We start from the raw sequence: 18,950 nt of genomic DNA, 5'->3' as shown, positions 1-18,950 counted from the left end.
GCGTACACGACGTATTCGTACGCGTATGTACGAGAGAGGCCCGCACCCGGTTCATTCCGGGTGCGGGCCTCTTCCGTACGGCAGGGGCGTCAGTCCTCGCCCAGGTACGCCTTGCGGACGGAGTCGTCGTGCAGCAGGTCCTGGCCGGTGCCGGAGAGGACGATGCTGCCGATCTCCATCACATGCGCGTGGTTGGCGAGGGAGAGCGCCGCCTGGGCGTTCTGCTCGACGAGCAGGATGGTGGTGCCCTGCTCGCGCAGTTCGGTGATGGTCGCCATGATCTTCTGCATCATGATCGGGGAGAGGCCCATGGAGGGCTCGTCGAGCATGAGCAGCTTGGGCTGGGACATCAGGGCGCGTCCCATGGCGAGCATCTGCTGCTCACCGCCCGAGAGGGTACCGGCGGCCTGCTTGCGGCGTTCCCCGAGGATGGGGAAGAGGTCGTAGGCGCGCTGGATGTCCTTGTTGATCCCGTCGCTGTCCTTGCGGAGGAACGCGCCGAGGCGCAGGTTGTCCTCGATGGTCATGCGGGGGAAGATGTGGCGGCCTTCGGGGGAGTGGGCGAGCCCGAGGGAGACGACCTGGTGGGCCGGGACCCTGCGCAGGGACTTGCCGTTGAACTTGATCTGGCCCGCGAGCGGCTTGATCAGTCCGGAGAGGGTGCGGAGCGTGGTCGTCTTGCCGGCGCCGTTGGTGCCGATGAGCGTGACGACTTCGCCTTCTTCGACCTTGAACGAGATTCCCTTGACGGCCTCGATCTTGCCGTAGGCGACGCGCAGGTCCTCGACTTCGAGAAGTGCGGTCATCGGTCGTTCTCCTTGCTGGTGCTCTCGCCGGGTGCGGCCGGGGTGGCCTCGGGGGTCTCCGCCGCGGCGGCTTCGGCGGCTTCGACCTCGGCGACCTCGGCCGCGCCCGGGTCGCCCTCGAAGGGTTCGCCGAGGTAGGCGGCGACGACGCGCTCGTCGCCCTGGACCTCGGCGGCGGTGCCTTCGACGAGCTTCTCGCCCTGGACGAGACAGGCGACGCGGTCGCAGAGGTTGAAGATGAACCGCATGTCGTGCTCGATGACGAGGACGGCGATGCCCTTGTCGCGGATGGCGAAGATGAGCTCTTCGGCCGCCCGGGTCTCCTGCGGGTTCATGCCGGCGGTGGGCTCGTCGAGCAGGAGAAGGCCGGGCTCGCTGGCGAGGGCGCGGGCGATCTCCAGCTTGCGCTGTTCACCGTAGGGGAGGTTGCGGGAGAGGTGCTCGGCCTTGTGCTCCAGGCCGACGAACTCCAGCAGTTCCATGGCGCGGGCCTTGGACTCGGCTTCGGCGCGGTGGAAGCCGGGGCCGCGGAGGAGGGCGGACCAGAGGCCTTCCTTGGTGCGGGTGTGGCGTCCGACGAGCACGTTCTCCAGGACGGTCATGTTGGAGAAGAGCCGGATGTTCTGGAAGGTGCGGGCGATGCCGCTCGCCGTGATCTTGAAGGATTTGGCGGGGAGCACGGTGCCCTTGTAGCGGACCTCGCCCTCGGTGGGGGTGTAGAGGCCGGTGAGGCAGTTGAAGAAGGTGGTCTTGCCCGCGCCGTTGGGGCCGATGAGGCCGACGATCTCTCCGGAGTTGACGGTGAGGTCGACCGACCGGACGGCGGTGAGGCCGCCGAACCGCATCGTGACGCCGCGGGCGTCGAGGACGGTCTCGCCGGGGGTGCTCACGGTGGTGGGCTCGGCGGTGGTGGTGTCGGTGGTCATCGTCAGGCCCCTGCCTTGGTGAGAGTGGCGGGTGCTTCGTCCTTCTCGTGGAATTCCAGCTGCTGGCGCCGGTTGGCGATGAGGCCCTCCGGGCGGAAGCGCATGAGGAGGACCAGCGCGAGCCCGAAGGCGAAGAGCTGGTAGTCGCTCATGAACTGGAGCTTCGCCGGGATGAGGAAGAGGAGGGCGCCGCCGACGAGGGGTCCGCTGATGGTGCCCATGCCGCCGAGGACGACCGCCGCGAGGAGGAAGGCCGAGTTGGGCGGGACCGCGTGGGCGAACTGGTACTGCTCGGGCGTCACGGTGTACGTGACGTGGGCCTGGACGGCTCCGGCGAGCCCGGCGAGGGTGGCGCCGAGGGCGAAGGCGATGAGCTTGGTGCGGAAGCCGTTGATGCCCATGGCCTCGGCGGCCGTCTCGTCCTCGCGGATGGCGACCCAGGCGCGGCCGATACGGGATTCGGCGCTGCGGCGGAAGACCACGACCACGATGAGCGTGACGAGCAGCATCAGGAAGAAGTAGTTCGCGAAGCGGCCGATGGTGAACCCGGCGATGGAGTGCGTGGCGCCGAAGTCGAAGCCGAACAGGTTGAGGTTCGGGATCGAGGAGATGCCGTTGGAGCCGTTGGTGACGTCGGGGCCGGAGGTGCCGTCGAGGTTGAGGACGGCGATACGGAAGATCTCACCGAAGCCGAGGGTCACGATGGCGAGGTAGTCGCCGCGGAGCCGGAGGGTGGGGGCGCCGATGAGGACGCCGAAGACCATCGAGGCGACGGCGCCGACGAGGATGGCCTGCCAGAAGGGCAGGTGGATGCCGAACGGGGAGGTCGGCGAGCCGGAGACCAGGGCGGCGGCGTAGGCGCCGACGCCGAGGAAGGCCACGTAGCCGAGGTCGAGGAGTCCGGCGAGGCCGACGACGATGTTCAGACCGAGGGCGACGGTCGCGAAGATGAGGATGTTGACGCCGATGGTGGCGTACTGGTCGTCGGACTGGGTGAACGGGAAGGCCGCGGCGGCGGCAAAGGCGCCGACGAGGGTCACGTTGCGGTGGCGTGCCGTGAGGGTGGCGACGCGCTGGATGAGTCCGGCCTTGCCGATGGCGGCGAAGCCGAAGCCCGCGGTGATCAGGAAGCCGATGAAGAGTTCGTCGTACTCGGTGGTGATGCCGTAGGTGAAGACGACCAGGCCGAGGGCGAGGACGACGGCGACGATGACGATCTCGACGTAGGAGGGGAGGGCCTTCGCGGGGCGGGCGGTGCCGGTGGCGAAAGCGCCCTTGTACGTCTCCCAGCGGTTGCCGAGGTTGTGCTTGAACTGCCCGAAGGCGGTGTCCTCGGCGTCGGCGGGGGTGGTCTCGGGACGCTCGTAGGGGAGCGAACGGGTGCCGATCCAGCCGATGAGGGTGGCCGCGAGGGCGACGTAGCCGCCGGGTTCGAGGTTGACGAAGCCGCCGAGCTGGACGCTGATGGCGATCATAGTGAACCAGGCGGTGGCCAGTCCCGCGTAGGCGGCGAGCCGCATCGCGGCGTCGGCGCCCTGGGGAGTGAGCCAGGTCAGCCCCTTGATCCCGTAGGAGGAGAGGCCGAAGAGGGTGAGGAGCGCACCGCTGACGAGGACGAGCCACTGGAGGCCGCCGGGGTAGCCGTAGACGGTGAGGTTGCCGGGGAACGCGGCGGTCCAGGTCCAGGCGAGGAAGGCGGAGACGACGGTGAGTGCGCCGCCGGCGGTGGCGGTGGCCCGGGCGATGTTCGTGGGGAGGGTGAGGGGGCGCCGGGGGGCCGGGGCGGCCTGCGCGGGTGCGGCCGTGGTGGTGTTCTGTGTGGTGGTCATCGTGGTCACGCCCTGTCCGCGACGCGCTCGCCCAGGATGCCCTGGGGCCGGAAGAGGAGCACGAGAATGAGGAGTACGAACGCCCAGGCGTTGGCCCAGGACTGGCCGCCGAGCTGTTCGAGGCCGGGGACTTCGGAGATGTAGGCGGCGGCCATGGTCTCGGCGACGCCGAGGGTGAGGCCGCCGATCATGGCTCCGTAGATGTTGCCGATGCCGCCGAGGACGGCCGCGGTGAAGGCCTTGAGACCGAGGAGGAAGCCCATGCGGAACTGGACTTCGCCGTACTTGAGGCCGTAGGCGACGGCGCCGATGGCGGCGAACGCGGCGCCGAGGGCGAACGCGACCACGATGATGCGGTCGGTGTTGATGCCCATGAGCTTGGCGGTGTCCGGGTCCTGCGCGGTGGCCTGCATGCCGCGGCCGGTGCGGGTCTTCATGACGAAGTAGCCGAGGAACGCCATCGACAGGGGCGCGGCGATGAGCAGGAAGACGTCACCGGTCTGGATGGTGACGGGGCCGAGCTCGAAGGGGCCGCCGGGGATCTCGGGGAAGGTACGGGCGGACTTGGCGCCCGGGTACCAGGCCCACACGGCCTGCTGGAGTGCCAGCGAGAGGCCGATGGCCGTGATGAGGGGGGCGAGGCGTGGTCCGCCGCGTAGCGGTCGGTAGGCGAATCGTTCCGCTCCGACGGCGATGGTGGTGGCGACGATGACGGCGCCGATGAGCATGAGGGGGAGTGCGAGCAGCACGTTGGTGCCGCTGGGAAGTATGAGCCAGACCGTGAGGGCCCCGAAGCCGCCGGTCATGAAGATCTCGCCGTGGGCGAAGTTGATGAGCTGGACGATGCCATAGACCATCGTGTAGCCGATGGCGACGAGCCCGTACATCGATCCGAGTAGCAGGCCGTTGACCAGCTGTTGCGGCAGTTCGTTCACCGCGGGTCCTCCGTGTCTTTCGCCGGATATAGAGCGGCGCGGGGCGCTTGGTGCGGCGCCCCGCGCTGCTGGTGGTGGTTCAGGCTGGTGGGTTCAGCTGGTCAGCTGGTGAGCTCGCCGGACTTGACCGCGGCCCAGTCGCCGTCCTTGTACTCGTAGACGGTGAGCTGCTTGTTGGTGGTGTCACCGAACTCGTCGAAGGAGACCTTGCCGGTCACGCCTTCGAAGTCGACCTTGCCGGTGGCCTCGGCGACCTTCTCGCGGGCGTCGCTCGGGAGCTTCCCGTCGTTCGCCTCGACGACCGCCTTGACGGCCTCGATGACGGCCCAGGCGGCGTCGTAGGAGTAGCCGCCGTACGCCTCGAAGGGCTCCTTGTAGCCGGCCTTCTTGTAGTTCTCGACGAACTCCTTGGCGGACGGCAGGGTGTCGATCGGCGCACCGACGGAGGTGGCGAGGTCGCCCACGCCCTCCGCGCCGGAGAGCTTGAGGTACTCGCCGCTGTAGATGCCGTCGCCGCCGACGAGCGGGATCTTGGCTCCGGCCTTCTTGATCTGCTTGCTGAGCGGGCCGGCCGCCGGGTACTCGCCGCCGTAGTAGACGACGTCGGCGCCGGCGCTCTTGACCTTGGTGGCGACCGAGGAGAAGTCCTTGGTCTCGGGGTCGATGTGCTCGGTGCCGACGACCTTGCCGCCGAGCTTGGTGAACTCGGCCTTGAAGGTGCCGGCGAGGCCCGCGCCGTAGGTCTTCTTGTCGTCGATGACGAAGACCTTCTTCTTCTTGGCGTCGTTGAAGAGGTACTGCGCGGCGAACGGACCCTGGACGGCGTCGGTGGTCGCGGTGCGGAAGTACGAGGCGAACGGGCGGACCTTCTCGCCGCCGTTCCACTTCTGGCCCTGGGTGAGGGAGGGCGAGGTGTTGGCCGGGGAGACCTGGACGAGCTTCTCGTCGGCGAGGACCTTCTGCATGGACTCGCCGACGGAGGAGTTCAGCGGGCCGACGACGCCGAGGACTTCCTTGTTGGCGACGAACTTGCTCGCGTTCTGCTGGCCGGAGGACGGCTGGGCCTGGTCGTCGAGGGCCTGCACCTTGAAGGTGATGCCGTCGACGTACTTCTTGGCGTTGGCCTGCTTGGCGGCGAGGTCGGCGGAGTTCTTGATGCCGAGGCCGAGGGCGGAGAGGTCGCCGGTCAGCGGGGCGTCGACGCCGATGACGACGGTCTGCGTGCCGCCGGTGCCGCTGTCGCCGCTGTTGTTGTCGTCGCGCGACCCGCAGGCGGTGAGCGTCAGTGCTCCGGTGGTGAGCACTGCGGTGAGGATGAGCAAAGAACGGTGTCGCACGAGAGGGTCCTTTCCCTGGCGCGGCGCTCCTCGGGCATGAGGTGCCGTGATCATCGCCGGGCCGTACTGGGTTGGTACAGGGCCGTGCAGCAGACGCGCCCGGCGGCGCGGTGACTGGCCGTGACTCTAAGCGCAGCCGGGGGCCATCGGGACGGGTCGGCTAGGGATGTGACTCTCTTGTTATGCCCTTGAGCAAGGCTTGAGGTTCCTGTGAGGGGATGTGCGGGTTTCGCCTGGACTGCGCCTTGCCCACATAGTGAGAACGCGCAGCTCTGCTAAGGGGCTTGAGCCGATCTTGGTGCTGTCGCGCGGGTCGGGGCGCGAGGGCGGCGGGGGGAGCGCGGCCGGGGGTGCCGGGGTGGGGGTGCGCGGTTTTTCGTGTATTGCGCAAACGTTACACAGTGTTACATGTGTGGGATATGTGTGCGGCCTTGTCGCACCGATGTCGCTGTTGAAGCAGGTCATGGAACGGGGGTGTCCGTCAAGGGTGTTGACCGAGGGTTTCCATCAACTTCCGGTAACCGCACCGGATATGGGGATGCGAGGTCCGGAATGCGGAGCGGTCGTGGCATGCGAACGGCCCGCCGACCGAGGCCGGCGGGCCGTTCGCGCGCTGTGACGGGGGTCAGCCCGCTGCGGGCTGGGGGGCGTCGCGGAGCAGGCAGGTGAGGCGTGCGGTGCAGACCCGCTTGTCCTGTTCGTCGGTGATGACGATCTCGTACGTGGCGGTCGAGCGGCCCCGGTGTACGGGTGTGGCGACACCGGTGACGAGGCCGCTGCGGACGCCCCGGTGGTGGGTGCAGTTGAGGTCGACGCCGACGGCGATCTTGTTCACGCCGCCGTGGAGCATGGAGCCGACGGAGCCGAGGGTCTCGGCGAGGACGGCCGAGGCGCCGCCGTGCAGGAGGCCGTAGGGCTGGGTGTTGCCCTCGACGGGCATGGTGCCGACCACGCGGTCGGCGGCGGCCTCGACGATGGTCACGCCCATGCGCTCGCCGAGGTGACCGGCGGAGAACAGGGCGGGCAGGTCGATGCCGAGTGCCGCGTACTCGTCGATGACTTCCTGCGGGAAGAGGGGTGCGGTGTGCTCGCCCATGGATCCGGCTCCGTTCGTCTGCGCTGGTTCGTTGGTGTCTGCACTGTTCTTATCAGACGGCTGAGCGCACGCTTAGGCAGTGGCGGCTCTCAGTCGCTGCCGGGGGCGCTCCGGGGCTCCTCGAAGCGGACGACGACCGACTTGCTGGCCGGGGTGTTGCTGGTGTCGGCCGTGGAGCCGAGGGGGACCAGGACGTTGGTCTCCGGGTAGTAGGCGGCGGCGCAGCCCCGGGCGGTGGGGTAGTGGACGATGCGGAAGCCCGCCGCGCGGCGTTCCACGCCGTCCTTCCACTCGCTGACGAGGTCGGTGTACGCGCCGTCGGCGAGGCCGAGGGCGGCGGCGTCCTCCGGGTTGACCATGACGATACGGCGGCCGCCCTTGATGCCCCGGTAGCGGTCGTTCAGGCCGTAGATGGTGGTGTTGTACTGGTCGTGGGAGCGCAAGGTCTGCAACAGGAGCCTGCCGTCGGGGAGTTCGGGGTACTCGACGGGGGCGGCGGTGAAGTTGGCGCGGCCCGTGGCGGTGGGGAAGCGGCGCTCGTCACGGGGGGCGTGCGGGAGGGCGAAGCTGCCGGGGTGGGCGATGCGGCTGTTGAAGTCCTCGAAGCCGGGGACGACGCGGGAGATGCGGTCGCGGATGGTGGCGTAGTCCCGCTCGAACTCCTCCCATTCCGTACGGGAGCCGGCGCCGAGGACCGCGCGGGCGAGGCGGGCGACGATGGCCGGCTCCGAGAGCAGATGGGGGCTCGCGGGGGTGAGGTTGCCGCGGGAGGCGTGGACCATGCCCATGGAGTCCTCGACAGTGACGAACTGCTTGCCGCCCGCCTGGACGTCCTTGTCGGTGCGGCCCAGCGTCGGGAGGATCAGGGCGCGGGCCCCGGTGACGGCGTGGCTGCGGTTGAGCTTGGTCGAGACGTGGACGGTGAGGCGGGCGCGGCGCATCGCGGCCTCGGTGACGGCGGTGTCGGGGGTGGCCGCGACGAAGTTGCCGCCCATCGCGAAGAAGACCTTCGCCTCGCCGTCGCGCAGCGCCTGGATGGAGCGCACCACGTCGTACCCGTGATGGCGGGGCGAGACGATCCCGAACTCCTTGTCGAGGGCGTCGAGGAAGGCCGGTGCGGGCCGTTCGAAGATGCCCATCGTGCGGTCGCCCTGGACGTTGGAATGGCCGCGCACCGGGCAGACCCCGGCGCCGGGGCGGCCGATGTTGCCGCGCAGCAGAAGGAAGTTGACCACTTCGCGGATGGTGGGCACGGAGTGCTTGTGCTGGGTGAGGCCCATGGCCCAGCAGACGATGGTGCGCTGGGATGCGAGGACCAGGGCGAGCGCCTGCTCGATCTCGGCGCGGGTGAGGCCGGTGGCCTTGAGCGTCTCGTCCCAGTCGGCGGCTTCGGCGGCCTTGGCGAACTCTTCGTAACCGTGGGTGTGTTCGGCGACGAACGCGGTGTCGACGGCGCCCTCGGTGGCCAGGATCAGCTTGTTGAGGAGGCGGAAGAGGGCCTGGTCGCCGCCGATCCGGATCTGGAGGAAGAGATCGTTGAGCGGGGTCCCCTTGATCATGCCGTGCGGGGTCTGGGGGTTCTTGAACCGCTCCATCCCGGCCTCGGGCAGCGGGTTCACCGAGATGATCCTCGCCCCGGACTGCTTGGCCTTCTCCAGGGCGGACAGCATCCGGGGGTGGTTCGTGCCGGGGTTCTGACCGGCGACGATGATCAGGTCGGCCTGGTGCAGGTCCTCCAGGGAGACGCTGCCCTTGCCGATGCCGATGGTCTCGGTGAGCGCCGAGCCGGACGACTCGTGGCACATGTTGGAGCAGTCCGGCAGATTGTTGGTGCCGAACTCGCGGGCGAAGAGCTGGAGGAGGAACGCGGCCTCGTTGCTGGTGCGGCCCGAGGTGTAGAAGAGGGCCTCGTCGGGGGAGCCGAGTGCGGTCAGCTCCTCGGCGATGATCGCGAACGCCCGGTCCCAGGTGATGGCCTCGTACCGGTCAGCGCCCTCGGGGAGGTACACCGGCTGGGTGATCCTGCCCTGCTGGCCCAGCCAGTAGCCGCTGCGCTCCGCGAGGTCGGCGACCGGGTGCGCGGCGAAGAAGTCGGGGGTGACGCGGCGCAGGGTCGCCTCCTCGGCCACCGCCTTGGCGCCGTTCTCGCAGAACTCCGCGGTGTGCCGCTTGTCGCCCTCGGGCCAGGCGCAGCCGGGGCAGTCGAAGCCGTTCTTCTGGTTGACCTTGAGGAGGGTCTGCGCGGTGCGGCGCACGCCCATCTGCTGCTGGGCGATGCGCAGGGAGTGGGCGACGGCGGGCAGCCCGGCGGCGGCGTGCGGGGCCGCTTCGACCCGCGGGGCGTCCTGGACCGGGTCACCGGTCGGCGGCTTGGTGGCCATGATGCTGCTCCCCTTCGAGCGCTCGTCCACGTGGCGGCGTACTGATGTTCATGTCCTCACCATCGATCCTGTCACGGCCCCGCGGAAGTCGTGCCGGTCCGGATTGTCAGTGGTCCGTGGCAGGATCGGGGGCGTGGCTGAGACGGCATCGAAGAAGACGGCAGACAACCGACCGCGCCTGCTCCTCATGGACGGGCACTCCCTGGCGTACCGGGCGTTCTTCGCCCTGCCCGCGGAGAATTTCACGACGGCGGTGGGGCAGCCGACGAACGCCGTGTACGGCTTCATGTCGATGCTGGCGAACACCCTGCGTGACGAGGCCCCTACGCACTTCGCGGTCGCGTTCGACGTGTCCCGCAAGACCTGGCGGGCCCAGGAGTTCCCGGAGTACAAGGCGAACCGCTCCAAGACCCCCGACGAGTTCAAGGGGCAGGTCGAGCTGATCGGCGAGCTGCTGGACGCGATGCACGCGGACCGGTTCGCGGTGGACGGGTTCGAGGCGGACGACGTCATCGCGACGCTGGCGACCCAGGCCGAGGCGGCCGGGTTCGAGGTGCTGATCGTCACCGGCGACCGGGACTCCTTCCAGCTGATCACCGACAATGTCACCGTGCTCTACCCCACCAAGGGGGTCTCCGAGCTGACCCGGTTCACCCCGGAGAAGGTCGTCGAGAAGTACGGGCTCACCCCGCAGCAGTATCCGGACTTCGCCGCCCTGCGCGGCGACCCGTCGGACAACCTCCCGGGCATCCCCGGCGTCGGCGAGAAGACGGCCGCGAAGTGGATCAACCAGTTCGGTTCGTTCGCCGAGCTCGTCGAGCGGGCCGAGGAGGTCAAGGGCAAGGCCGGGCAGAATTTCCGCGACCACCTGGACGCGGTGAAGATGAACCGCGTGCTGACCGAGATGGTCCGGGACGTGGAGCTCCCGAAGACCCCGGCCGACCTGGAGCGCGCCCCGTACGACCGCACGGCGGTCACCGGCGTCCTCGACATACTGGAGATCCGCAACCCGAGCCTGCGCGAGCGCCTCCTCGCCGTCGACCCGGGGGCGGCCGAGGCCGAGCCGCCCGCGCCCGCCGCCGGGATCGAGCTGGACGGGGCCGTGCTCGGCTCCGGCGAGGTCGCCCCCTGGCTGGAGGAGCACGGCGCGCAGCCCCTCGGCGTCATGACCGTCGACACCTGGTCGCTCGGGGCCGGCACGGTCACCGAGATCGCGCTCGCCGCCGCCGACGGGGCCGCCGCCTGGCTGGACCCGACGCAGCTGGAGGAGGCCGACGAGCGGGCGTTCGCCGCCTGGGTGTCCGACCCGGCCCGGCCCAAGGTCCTGCACAACGCGAAGAACGCCATGCGGGTCCTGCCCGAGCACGGCTGGCAGCTCGAAGGCGTCACGATGGACACCGCGCTCGCCGCGTATCTGGTGAAGCCGGGCCGCCGGTCCTTCGCCCTGGACGCGCTGGCCGTGGAGTATCTGGGCCGCGAGCTGGCCCCGGCCGCCGCGTCCGACGGGCAGCTGGCCTTCGGCGCGGACGACCGGGCCGAGCAGGACGCCCTGATGGCCCAGGCCCGCGCCGTGCTCGACCTGGGCGACGCGTTCACCACCCGGCTCCAGGAGGTCGGCGCGGCGGAGCTGCTGCACGACATGGAGCTGCCGACCTCCATCCTCCTGGCCCGCCTGGAGCGGCACGGCATCGCCGCGGACCGCGCCCATCTCGAAGGCATGGAGCAGCAGTTCGCCGGGACCGTGCAGCAGGCGGTGAAGGAGGCGCACGCGGCGGTCGGCCGCGAGTTCAACCTCGGATCGCCCAAGCAGCTCCAGGAGATCCTCTTCAACGAGCTGGGTCTGCCGAAGACGAAGAAGACCAAGACGGGATACACGACGGACGCGGACGCGCTGGCCTGGCTGGCCGCGCAGACCGAGCACGAGCTGCCGGTCCTGATGCTGCGCCACCGCGAGCAGGCCAAGCTGCGGGTCACCGTCGAGGGCCTGATCAAGACGATCGCCGCCGACGGCCGCATCCACACCACGTTCAACCAGACGGTCGCGGCGACCGGCCGGCTCTCCTCCACCGACCCGAACCTTCAGAACATCCCCGTCCGTACCGACGAGGGCCGGGCGATCCGCCGGGGCTTTGTGGTCGGTGAGGGCTTCGAGACGCTGATGACGGCGGACTACAGCCAGATCGAGCTGCGGGTCATGGCGCACCTCTCCGAGGACGCCGGTCTCATCGAGGCGTTCACCTCCGGCGAGGACCTGCACACCACGGTCGCCTCGCAGGTCTTCGGCGTCGGGAAGGACGCAGTCGACGCGGAGATGCGCCGCAAGATCAAGGCCATGTCCTACGGCCTCGCCTACGGTCTCTCCGCGTTCGGCCTCTCCCAGCAGCTGGGCATCGACCCGGGCGAGGCCCGGGTGCTGATGGACACCTACTTCGAGCGGTTCGGCGGGGTACGGGACTATCTCCACCGGGTCGTCGAGGAGGCCAGGGCCACCGGCTACACGGAGACGATCCTCGGCCGCCGCCGCTATCTCCCCGACCTCAACAGCGACAACCGCCAGCGCCGCGAGGCCGCCGAGCGCATGGCGCTCAACGCCCCGATCCAGGGCACCGCGGCGGACATCGTGAAGGTCGCCATGCTGCGCGTGGACAAGGCGCTGACCGAGGCGGAGCTGACCTCGCGGATGCTGCTCCAGGTCCACGACGAAATCGTCCTGGAGATCGCGAAGGGCGAGCGGAAGCAGGTGGAGGAGATCCTGCGCCACGAGATGGCGAACGCCGTCGAGCTGCGCGCCCCGCTGGACGTCTCGGTCGGCGTCGGCAAGGACTGGGAGTCGGCCGCGCACTGAGCGACCGCCGCGCGCTGAGCCACGGACAGAAGGGCGGGCCCGGAACCAATGGTTCCGGGCCCGCCCTTCTGTCCGTGCTGTCCGCCGCTACCCCCGGCCCGCCGGTGCCTGCGTCCGGGGTTCCTCCGGTACGGAGACGGGTCGGCCGGGTCCCCGTGTCCTCCGGCGCGGCAGCATCCACGCCCCGTACAGCAGCAGCCCGGCCGCCAGCCCCGCGCCCGCGCCGAAGCAGGCCGTCGGGATGATGTCGAGCGGGCTCTCCACCCGGCCGAAGTACGCATACCAGCGGGCGCACCGGTGGACGACACCCGCCAGCACGCACAGGGCCAGCAGACCGAGCGCACCCCACCGCTCCCGGCGGCCCAGCACCGGCACCTCCGCGGGCGCGGGGGCGGCCGGGGGCCGCCGCAGCCCGGTCGCGGCGAACCAGCCGATGACCACGAGGGCCAGCGCCGAACTCCCGTACTGCACGAGCTGGAACACCGGGAAGCCACCGACGCTCCGGTTCAGGAACGGCAGCAGCTCCGTGCCCCACCGGCTGTGATGGGTGAACGCGTCCCACACCACATGCGTGGCCGCACCCAGCGCACCCGAGACGGCGAACCACAGCCAGGCGGACGGACCGAACGAGGCCCGCGTCCACCGCCGCCCCCGGACGAACGCGTGGACCCGGCCCCGTACCCGTACCGGCAACAACGCCACCAGCGGCTCCCGCAGCAGCGCCCACACCGCGACCAGCACCGCGGCGATCGCGACGTTCACTGTCAGGATCCCGGGGAGGGTGTGAGTGAACGACCCGAACTCCATCGCCCCGGGGACCACCGTGTCCGCGAAGTAGGTGATGTCGGGCGCGAACGAACCGGCGACGAGCGCCGACGGGAACAGCGGCCATCGGGCCGTCCCGTCGCGGCGGATCGCCGGGAGCACGGCGGCGGCATGGCTGAGCGTGAACGGCATGGCGGCAAGTATGCGGGACCGCAGGGGCACCCTTCCGTGGCCCGCCGGACAACGTGCCCCATAACGTTCGCCACAACGTGCGCCCGCGAACGTGAAAAAACAGTAAGAAGCGGTCAGTCCTCGGTGCCTGGGCGACACAAGGTGCCGTAGGGTCGCTGGAGTCGTAGCGCTGGGGAGCGCGAGCAGCCTTCGAGGGGGAGGGACCGGAACGTATGGCAGCGCACATTCGCCGACGTCTGCGCAAGGGAGCCACGACCACCGCCGTGGCCGCGGCCGCCGTGGCAGCGCTCGCGGCCTCGCAGGCGCCCGCGGCGACCCTGGCTGACGGATCCGCGGGCAGCGGCGACCCGAAGGCGGCGGGCGAGGACACCGCGAGCGAGACCGACGGCGCCGCCACCGGCAACTCGCCCTACTACACGGACCTTCCGCCCCTGGTCACGCCCGACAAGCCCGGTTCGTCCAGCAATCTTCCGGCGGCCGGCCGTGCCGAAGCGGGCATTCCGGCGTCCATCCTGGCCGCGTACAAGCAGGCCGAGCGGACCGTCGCGACCACCGACCCCTCCTGCCGGCTGCCCTGGCAACTCCTCGCGGCCATCGGCAAGGTCGAGTCCGGCCAGGCCCGCGGCGGACGCGTCGACGCCAACGGCACCACCACCTCCCCGATCCTCGGCCCGGCCCTCAACGGCCAGGGCTTCGCGCTGATCAAGGACACCGACGGCGGGGCGTACGACGGCGACTCGGTCCACGATCGCGCGGTCGGCCCGATGCAGTTCATCCCCTCGACCTGGGCCACCTGGGGCCAGGACGCCAACGGCGACGGCCGCAAGGACCCCAACAACATCTACGACGCGGCGCTCGCCGCCGGCCGCTACCTCTGCGCCAACGACCGCGATCTGGCGCTGGCCGCCGACCTCGACCAGGCCGTGCTGAGCTACAACCGGTCGACGGAGTACCTGCGCACGGTCCGCTCCTGGTTCTCCTACTACCAGCGCGGTACGCACGAGATCCCCGACGGCACCGGCACGCTTCCCACTTCCCCGAGCACCCCCACGCCGAACCCGAGTCCGGGCACCGGTTCCGGCCCGAGCGCCACCCCGAAGCCCTCCCCGTCCAAGCCCGGCGGCAAGCCGAGTCCGGACCCCTCGAAGCCCGGTGGCGGCGGCTCCACCAGCCCGAAGCCGAAGCCGCCCACGCCCAAGCCGACGCCGCCGGCCGAGACCTTCGGCTCCCTGGAGAACGCGGGCACCGGCCCGCTGCGCGCCACCGCGGGCCAGGCGTTCGACGAGCGGGTCACCGTCCTGGCGCGCAACGCGGTCGGCGCCCCGCTCGCCAAGGTGCCCGTCACCTTCACCGTCACCGGCGACACGGGCACGCTCTTCGACGGGGGCAAGAAGACCGTGACGGTACGGACCGGGGCCGACGGCACCGCCACCGCACCGCGGCTCCAGGCCGGCGAGAAGGCCGGGGAGTTCACCGTGACCGCCGTCGCGGGCACCGGCCGGCCGCGCACCCTGACGTACGCGGCGACCGTCACCGCCCGCCAGGCCGACGCGATCGCCCGGACCGACGAGAAGGACCTCGTCGCCGCCCCCGGCGAGAAGTTCGCGGACGCCGTCACCGTCAAGGCCACCTACAAGGACGCCGCCGCGGCCGGAGTGGCCGTCACCGCCACCATGGTCAAGGACCGCCTGGGTGTCATCGACAACGACAAGGGCCCGTACTTCAAGGACGCGGACGGCGAGCCGGTCCGCACCCTGACCGGCCTGACCACGGACGCCGACGGTCAGCTGCGGCTCCCGGAGATCTTCGCCGACGACAACGAGGGCACGTTCCTGCTGCGCCTCACCACCGAGGGCGGCGCCTCGATCGTCGTCGAACTCACCGTCAAGGCCCCGGAGGAGACGACCCCGGAGGAACCGGGCGAGACGACCGCCCCGGAGCCCACGGAGACCCCCGCGGCCACCAAGCCCTGACCCCCGGCTCTCCCCGCAGCGCGTCGCACAGCCCCTCGGCCACCCGGCCGAGGGGCTGTGCGCTGTGTTCTCATCTCGCGCCCCGGTTGCTACGGTGCCCCACCCCTGACGGGCCATCAGGTATCCGTCGCCGGACCACCGCCCCGGGAGGCCGAGCATGCGTGCCCTCGTCGCCGCCGCCATCGGACTGGCCGCCGCCCTCGCGCTCGTGTTCACCGTCTCCGCCGTCGGCTCCCCGCCCGGGGAGACCTCGCCGAAACCCCTGCTGACCACCGTCCCGGGACCGAAGAGATAGCCGCCGCAGAGGGAGAGGTCACCACCATGCGCCGCCGAGCCGGTCTCGTACTCCTGGCCTTCGCCGTGTTCTTCGCCGCCCTGTCACCGCTGCTGCGCTGGTACGCCTTCCCGCGCCTGGCCAAGGTCCCGCCGAGCCAGTACCAGGAAGTCGTCCTGGAGGCGAAGCCCGCCGTTCTCCTCGACTACACCACCCTCAAGGCGAAGAAGGTCGACAAGGTCACCATCGTCCAGACGCTCAAGGGCAACGTGGAGGAGTCCGAGAAGATCGAGCGCAGCGCCGGCCGCGACGTCGTCGTCTGGGACGCGCTCTCCTACATCGAGGGCCCCGACGGCGAGATGGTCTCCGCCATCCCCGAGCGCTACATCTTCGACGCCCACACCCAGGCCCCCGTCAACGCCACCGGCGAGATGGTCGACGGCGACCCGGTCCGCCGCGAGGGCATCGAGTTCAAGTGGCCCTTCCTCACCGAGAAGCGGGACTACGAGTACTTCGACGCCCAGACCCGTACCACCGCCCCCATCCACTACAAGGGCACCCGCACCTTCCGGGGCCTGGAGGTCTACTACTTCGAGCAGACCATCCCGTGGACGAAGGTCCCGATGCCGAAGAAGATGCCCATCGAGGGCATCACCGCCGAGCAGATCGCGCAGACCGGGATGACCCGCTGGTACACCACCAAGCGCATGTTCTGGGTCGACCCCGTCACCGGAGCCCCTGTCAACGGCGAGGAGATCCACCGCGAAGAGCTGCGCGACGCCAAGAAGATGGGCATGTCCGAGGACACCGTCACCGCGTTCTCCGGCCATGTGAAGATGCGCGAGGACTACATCGCCGACACCGTCGACCTGGTGAAGTCCCAGCGCGTCCTGGTCCTCCTCCTCACCTCGTACCTGCCCTGGGGCTTCCTGGGCCTCGGCATCGGACTGCTCGCACTCGCGCTGTGGCTGGAGGCGCGGTCGCGGCGGCCGGCGAGCGTTACGAGCGCTTGAGCCGCGCCGAGGTGTACCGCGTCGCCGGTACGGTCGCGGGGTCCTCCGGCCACGGGTGCTTCGGGTAGCGGCCGCGCAGCTCCGCTCGCACCGCCTTGTAGCCCTCCCGCCAGAACGACGCCAGGTCGGCGGTGACGGCCGCCGGGCGACCGGCGGGGGAGAGCAGATGCACGAGGACCGGCACCCCGGCCACCTCGGGCGTCTCGCTCAGCCCGAACAACTCCTGGAGTTTCACCGCCAGTACGGGCTGTTCCCCGCCGTACTCCACCCGGATCCGGGACCCGCTCGGCACCTCGATCCGCTCCGGCGCCAGCTCGTCCAGCCGGGCCGCCTCTCCGGTCGCCCAGGGCAGCAGCCGCCGCAGTGCCTGGCCCGCGTCGATCCGGCCCAGATCGGAGCGCCGCCGGGCCCGCGACAGCTCGGGCTCCAGCCACGCGTCCGGGTCCGCCAGCAGCGCCCCGTCCGACACATCCGGCCACGGCGCCCCCAGCACCCGGTGCAGGAACGTCAGGCGCGCCCGCAGCTGTTCGGTGTCCCGGGTCCAGCGCAGCAGCCCGAGCCCCTCGCGCCGCAGCCCCTCCACCAGGGCCCCGCGCACCAGCTCCGGATCGGGCTGCTTCAGCGGCCGTACCGCCAGCTCCACCGCCCCCAGCCGGTCCACGGACCGGGCGACCACCTCGCCGTCCACCCAGCGGACCTCCTCGCCCCGCACCCGCAGATGTCCGGCGGCCGCCAGCGCGGTGTCCTCGTCGAGCACCGCCGCCAGCCGTACGCGCGCCGAGGCCGCGTGGGAGGGCCGGTCCGCGACGGCCACGGCCAGCCAGGGCGAACGGCGCAGGCTCGACCCCTCCCGCAGCTCCGCACCCGTCCCCGACGCCATCAGGAAGGCCCCGTCGCCCCGGGCCCGCGCCACCCGCTCGGGAAACGCGAGGGCGGCGACGAGCCCGACGACGGCGTCATCGGAACGGGCTTCGCGGGAGTGACCGGGGCCGGAGCGGCCTTCACCGGAGCCGGAACCCGAGCCGGTGCCGATGCCCGGCGCGGTCCCGGAGCCCGGCGCGGTCCCCGAGTCGGGGCCGTCCACCTGCCCCGACAGCCGCCGCACCTCCTGCTTCCAGCGCGCCGCGTACCCGTCCTGCCCCCGGCGGGCGGTCCGCAGCGCCACCGCGAGATCGTCCCCGTACTCCCTCGGCGGCTCCTCGCTCAGCAGCGCCACCACCTCCGCCGCCCGCCGCGCCCCGACCTCCGCCGCCCCGTCCAGCAGCGCCCGCGCCAGCCGGGGGTGCAGCCCGAGCCGGGACATCCGTACGCCCCGGTCGGTGACCCGGCCGTCCGCGTCCACCGCCCCGATCGCGCCCAGCACCTCCCGGGCCGCGCCCATCGCCCCGGCGGGCGGCGGGTCCAGCAGGGCGAGCGAGGAGGCGTCCGGATCGCCCCAGCACGCCGCCTGGAGCGCGAACGCCGCGAGGTCGGCCACCTTGATCTCGGGGGAGGGGAAGCGCGCGAGCCGCCCGTCCTCGGCCTGGTCCCAGCACCGGTACACCGCCCCCGGAGCCTCCCGCCCCGCCCGCCCGGCGCGCTGCCGCCCGGCCGCCTGCGAGGCTCGTACGGTCGTCAGGGCGCTCAGCCCCCGGGCGTGGTCGGTACGCGGCTCCCGCGCCAGCCCCGAGTCCACGACGACCCGGACGCCCGGCACTGTCAGCGACGACTCCGCCACCGACGTCGCCAGCACCACCCGCCGTACGCCGGACGACCCGGCCAGCACCGCGTCCTGCACGGCCGCCGGAGCCCGCCCGTGCACCTGGAGCACCTCCGCGTCCACCTCCGCCAGCTGCCCGGCCACCCGGCCGATCTCCCCGACGCCGGGCAGGAAGCAGAGCACGTCCCCCTCCCGCTCCGCCAGCGCCCGCCGCACGGTCGCCGCCACATGCGTGAGCAGCGCCGGATCGACCCGCATCCCGTGCGGAGGCTTCACCGGCCGCGCGGGCGGCGCCCAGAGGACCTCCACCGGGTAGGAGACCCCCTCGGCCTCGACCACCGGCGCGTCGCCCAGCAGCCGCGCCCACCCCTCCGCGTCCGTCGTCGCGGACGCCGCCACCAGCCGCAGATCGGGCCGGATCGCCTCCCGTACGTCCAGGAGGAAGGCGGCCACCGTGTCCGCGTCCAGGTGCCGCTCATGGCACTCGTCGATGATCACCACGTCGACCTTGGCCAGCTCCTGGTCCCGCTGGAGCCGCTGGAGCAGCACCCCGGTGGTCACGACCTCCACCACCGTCTCCCGCCCCACCACACGCTCGCCGCGCACCGTGAAGCCGACCCGTTCGCCCGGCCGCTCGCCCAGCAGCCAGGCCATCCGCCGGGCCGCCGCCCGCGCGGCGATCCGGCGCGGCTCGGCGACCAGCACCCGGCGCACCGGCCCGTTGCCGGTCATCCCGGCCAGCACCAGCGGAACGAGCGTCGTCTTGCCGGTGCCGGGCGGGGCGCACAGGACGACCACGCCCCGGTCGTCGAGCGCGCGCCGCAGGGCGGGCACGGCGGTGCGGACGGGCAGACGGTCCAGGGCTTCGGTGCGGATCAC

The 18,950-nt window shown here is 71.2% G+C and carries 13 protein-coding genes; 4 read left to right on the top strand and 9 right to left on the bottom strand.

Annotated features, from left to right (window positions below; translation table 11 throughout):
* Positions 1–89: 89 nt before the first annotated feature.
* The 7 genes from A3Q37_RS09645 to A3Q37_RS09615 all read right to left on the bottom strand — a co-directional run bounded on the left by A3Q37_RS09645 (position 90) and on the right by A3Q37_RS09615 (position 9,310).
* Positions 90–806 (bottom strand): ABC transporter ATP-binding protein, encoded by a 717-nt coding sequence (locus tag A3Q37_RS09645; protein WP_032778298.1) that lies wholly within the window; start codon positions 804–806, stop codon positions 90–92.
* Positions 803–1,732, bottom strand: coding sequence for an ABC transporter ATP-binding protein (locus tag A3Q37_RS09640; RefSeq protein WP_065480859.1), 930 nt, complete (start codon positions 1,730–1,732; stop codon positions 803–805). Before A3Q37_RS09640 ends, A3Q37_RS09645 begins: the two co-directional genes overlap by 4 nt.
* Positions 1,733–1,734: 2 nt before the next feature.
* The gene (locus A3Q37_RS09635; protein WP_065480851.1) at positions 1,735–3,570 is read right to left on the bottom strand and encodes a branched-chain amino acid ABC transporter permease; all 1,836 of its coding nucleotides are present in this window, start codon (positions 3,568–3,570) and stop codon (positions 1,735–1,737) included.
* Positions 3,567–4,496: a branched-chain amino acid ABC transporter permease gene (locus A3Q37_RS09630; RefSeq protein WP_065480848.1), complete on the bottom strand. Its 930-nt coding sequence runs from the start codon at positions 4,494–4,496 to the stop codon at positions 3,567–3,569. The genes A3Q37_RS09635 and A3Q37_RS09630 overlap by 4 nt, the downstream gene beginning before the upstream one ends.
* Positions 4,497–4,597: 101 nt before the next feature.
* A complete protein-coding gene (locus tag A3Q37_RS09625) occupies positions 4,598–5,833 on the bottom strand; it encodes a branched-chain amino acid ABC transporter substrate-binding protein (RefSeq protein ID WP_065480845.1) in 1,236 nt (411 codons plus the stop codon).
* A 625-nt stretch (positions 5,834–6,458) separates the two neighbouring features.
* Positions 6,459–6,929 carry a PaaI family thioesterase gene (locus A3Q37_RS09620; RefSeq protein WP_065480842.1) on the bottom strand — a complete coding sequence of 157 codons (471 nt, stop codon included), beginning with the start codon at positions 6,927–6,929 and terminating at the stop codon, positions 6,459–6,461.
* Positions 6,930–7,018: 89 nt separating this feature from the next.
* On the bottom strand, positions 7,019–9,310 hold the full coding sequence (locus A3Q37_RS09615; RefSeq protein ID WP_065481073.1) for an FdhF/YdeP family oxidoreductase: 2,292 nt from the start codon (positions 9,308–9,310) through the stop codon (positions 7,019–7,021).
* Between the two features lie 133 nt (positions 9,311–9,443).
* Between A3Q37_RS09615 and polA the strand changes: the two genes are divergently transcribed.
* Positions 9,444–12,155: a DNA polymerase I gene (gene polA / locus A3Q37_RS09610; RefSeq protein ID WP_065480839.1), complete on the top strand. Its 2,712-nt coding sequence runs from the start codon at positions 9,444–9,446 to the stop codon at positions 12,153–12,155.
* Between the two features lie 87 nt (positions 12,156–12,242).
* Here the strand turns inward: polA and A3Q37_RS09605 are convergent, their stop codons facing one another.
* On the bottom strand, positions 12,243–13,112 hold the full coding sequence (locus A3Q37_RS09605) for a DUF4184 family protein (protein WP_065480836.1): 870 nt from the start codon (positions 13,110–13,112) through the stop codon (positions 12,243–12,245).
* 212 nt (positions 13,113–13,324) lie between these two features.
* Here A3Q37_RS09605 and A3Q37_RS09600 point away from each other — a divergent pair, with 212 nt between their 5' ends.
* From A3Q37_RS09600 to A3Q37_RS09595, 3 genes are all read left to right on the top strand, one after another.
* On the top strand, positions 13,325–15,085 hold the full coding sequence (locus tag A3Q37_RS09600) for a lytic murein transglycosylase (RefSeq protein ID WP_065480828.1): 1,761 nt from the start codon (positions 13,325–13,327) through the stop codon (positions 15,083–15,085).
* A gap of 157 nt (positions 15,086–15,242) precedes the next feature.
* The gene (locus A3Q37_RS36410) at positions 15,243–15,380 is read left to right on the top strand and encodes an SPW_0924 family protein (protein WP_107471513.1); all 138 of its coding nucleotides are present in this window, start codon (positions 15,243–15,245) and stop codon (positions 15,378–15,380) included.
* Between the two features lie 26 nt (positions 15,381–15,406).
* Positions 15,407–16,372: a DUF3068 domain-containing protein gene (locus A3Q37_RS09595; protein ID WP_065480825.1), complete on the top strand. Its 966-nt coding sequence runs from the start codon at positions 15,407–15,409 to the stop codon at positions 16,370–16,372.
* Here A3Q37_RS09595 and hrpB read toward each other — a convergent pair.
* Positions 16,359–18,950, bottom strand: a complete 2,592-nt coding sequence (gene hrpB, locus A3Q37_RS09590) for an ATP-dependent helicase HrpB (RefSeq protein ID WP_065480814.1) — start codon at positions 18,948–18,950, stop codon at positions 16,359–16,361. The genes A3Q37_RS09595 and hrpB overlap by 14 nt on opposite strands.

The sequence above is a fragment of the Streptomyces sp. PTY087I2 genome, assembly GCF_001687325.1.
GTDB lineage: Bacteria > Actinomycetota > Actinomycetes > Streptomycetales > Streptomycetaceae > Streptomyces.
Note: the sequence above shows the minus strand (reverse complement) of the source record. Positions and strands in the feature narration are given on the sequence as shown.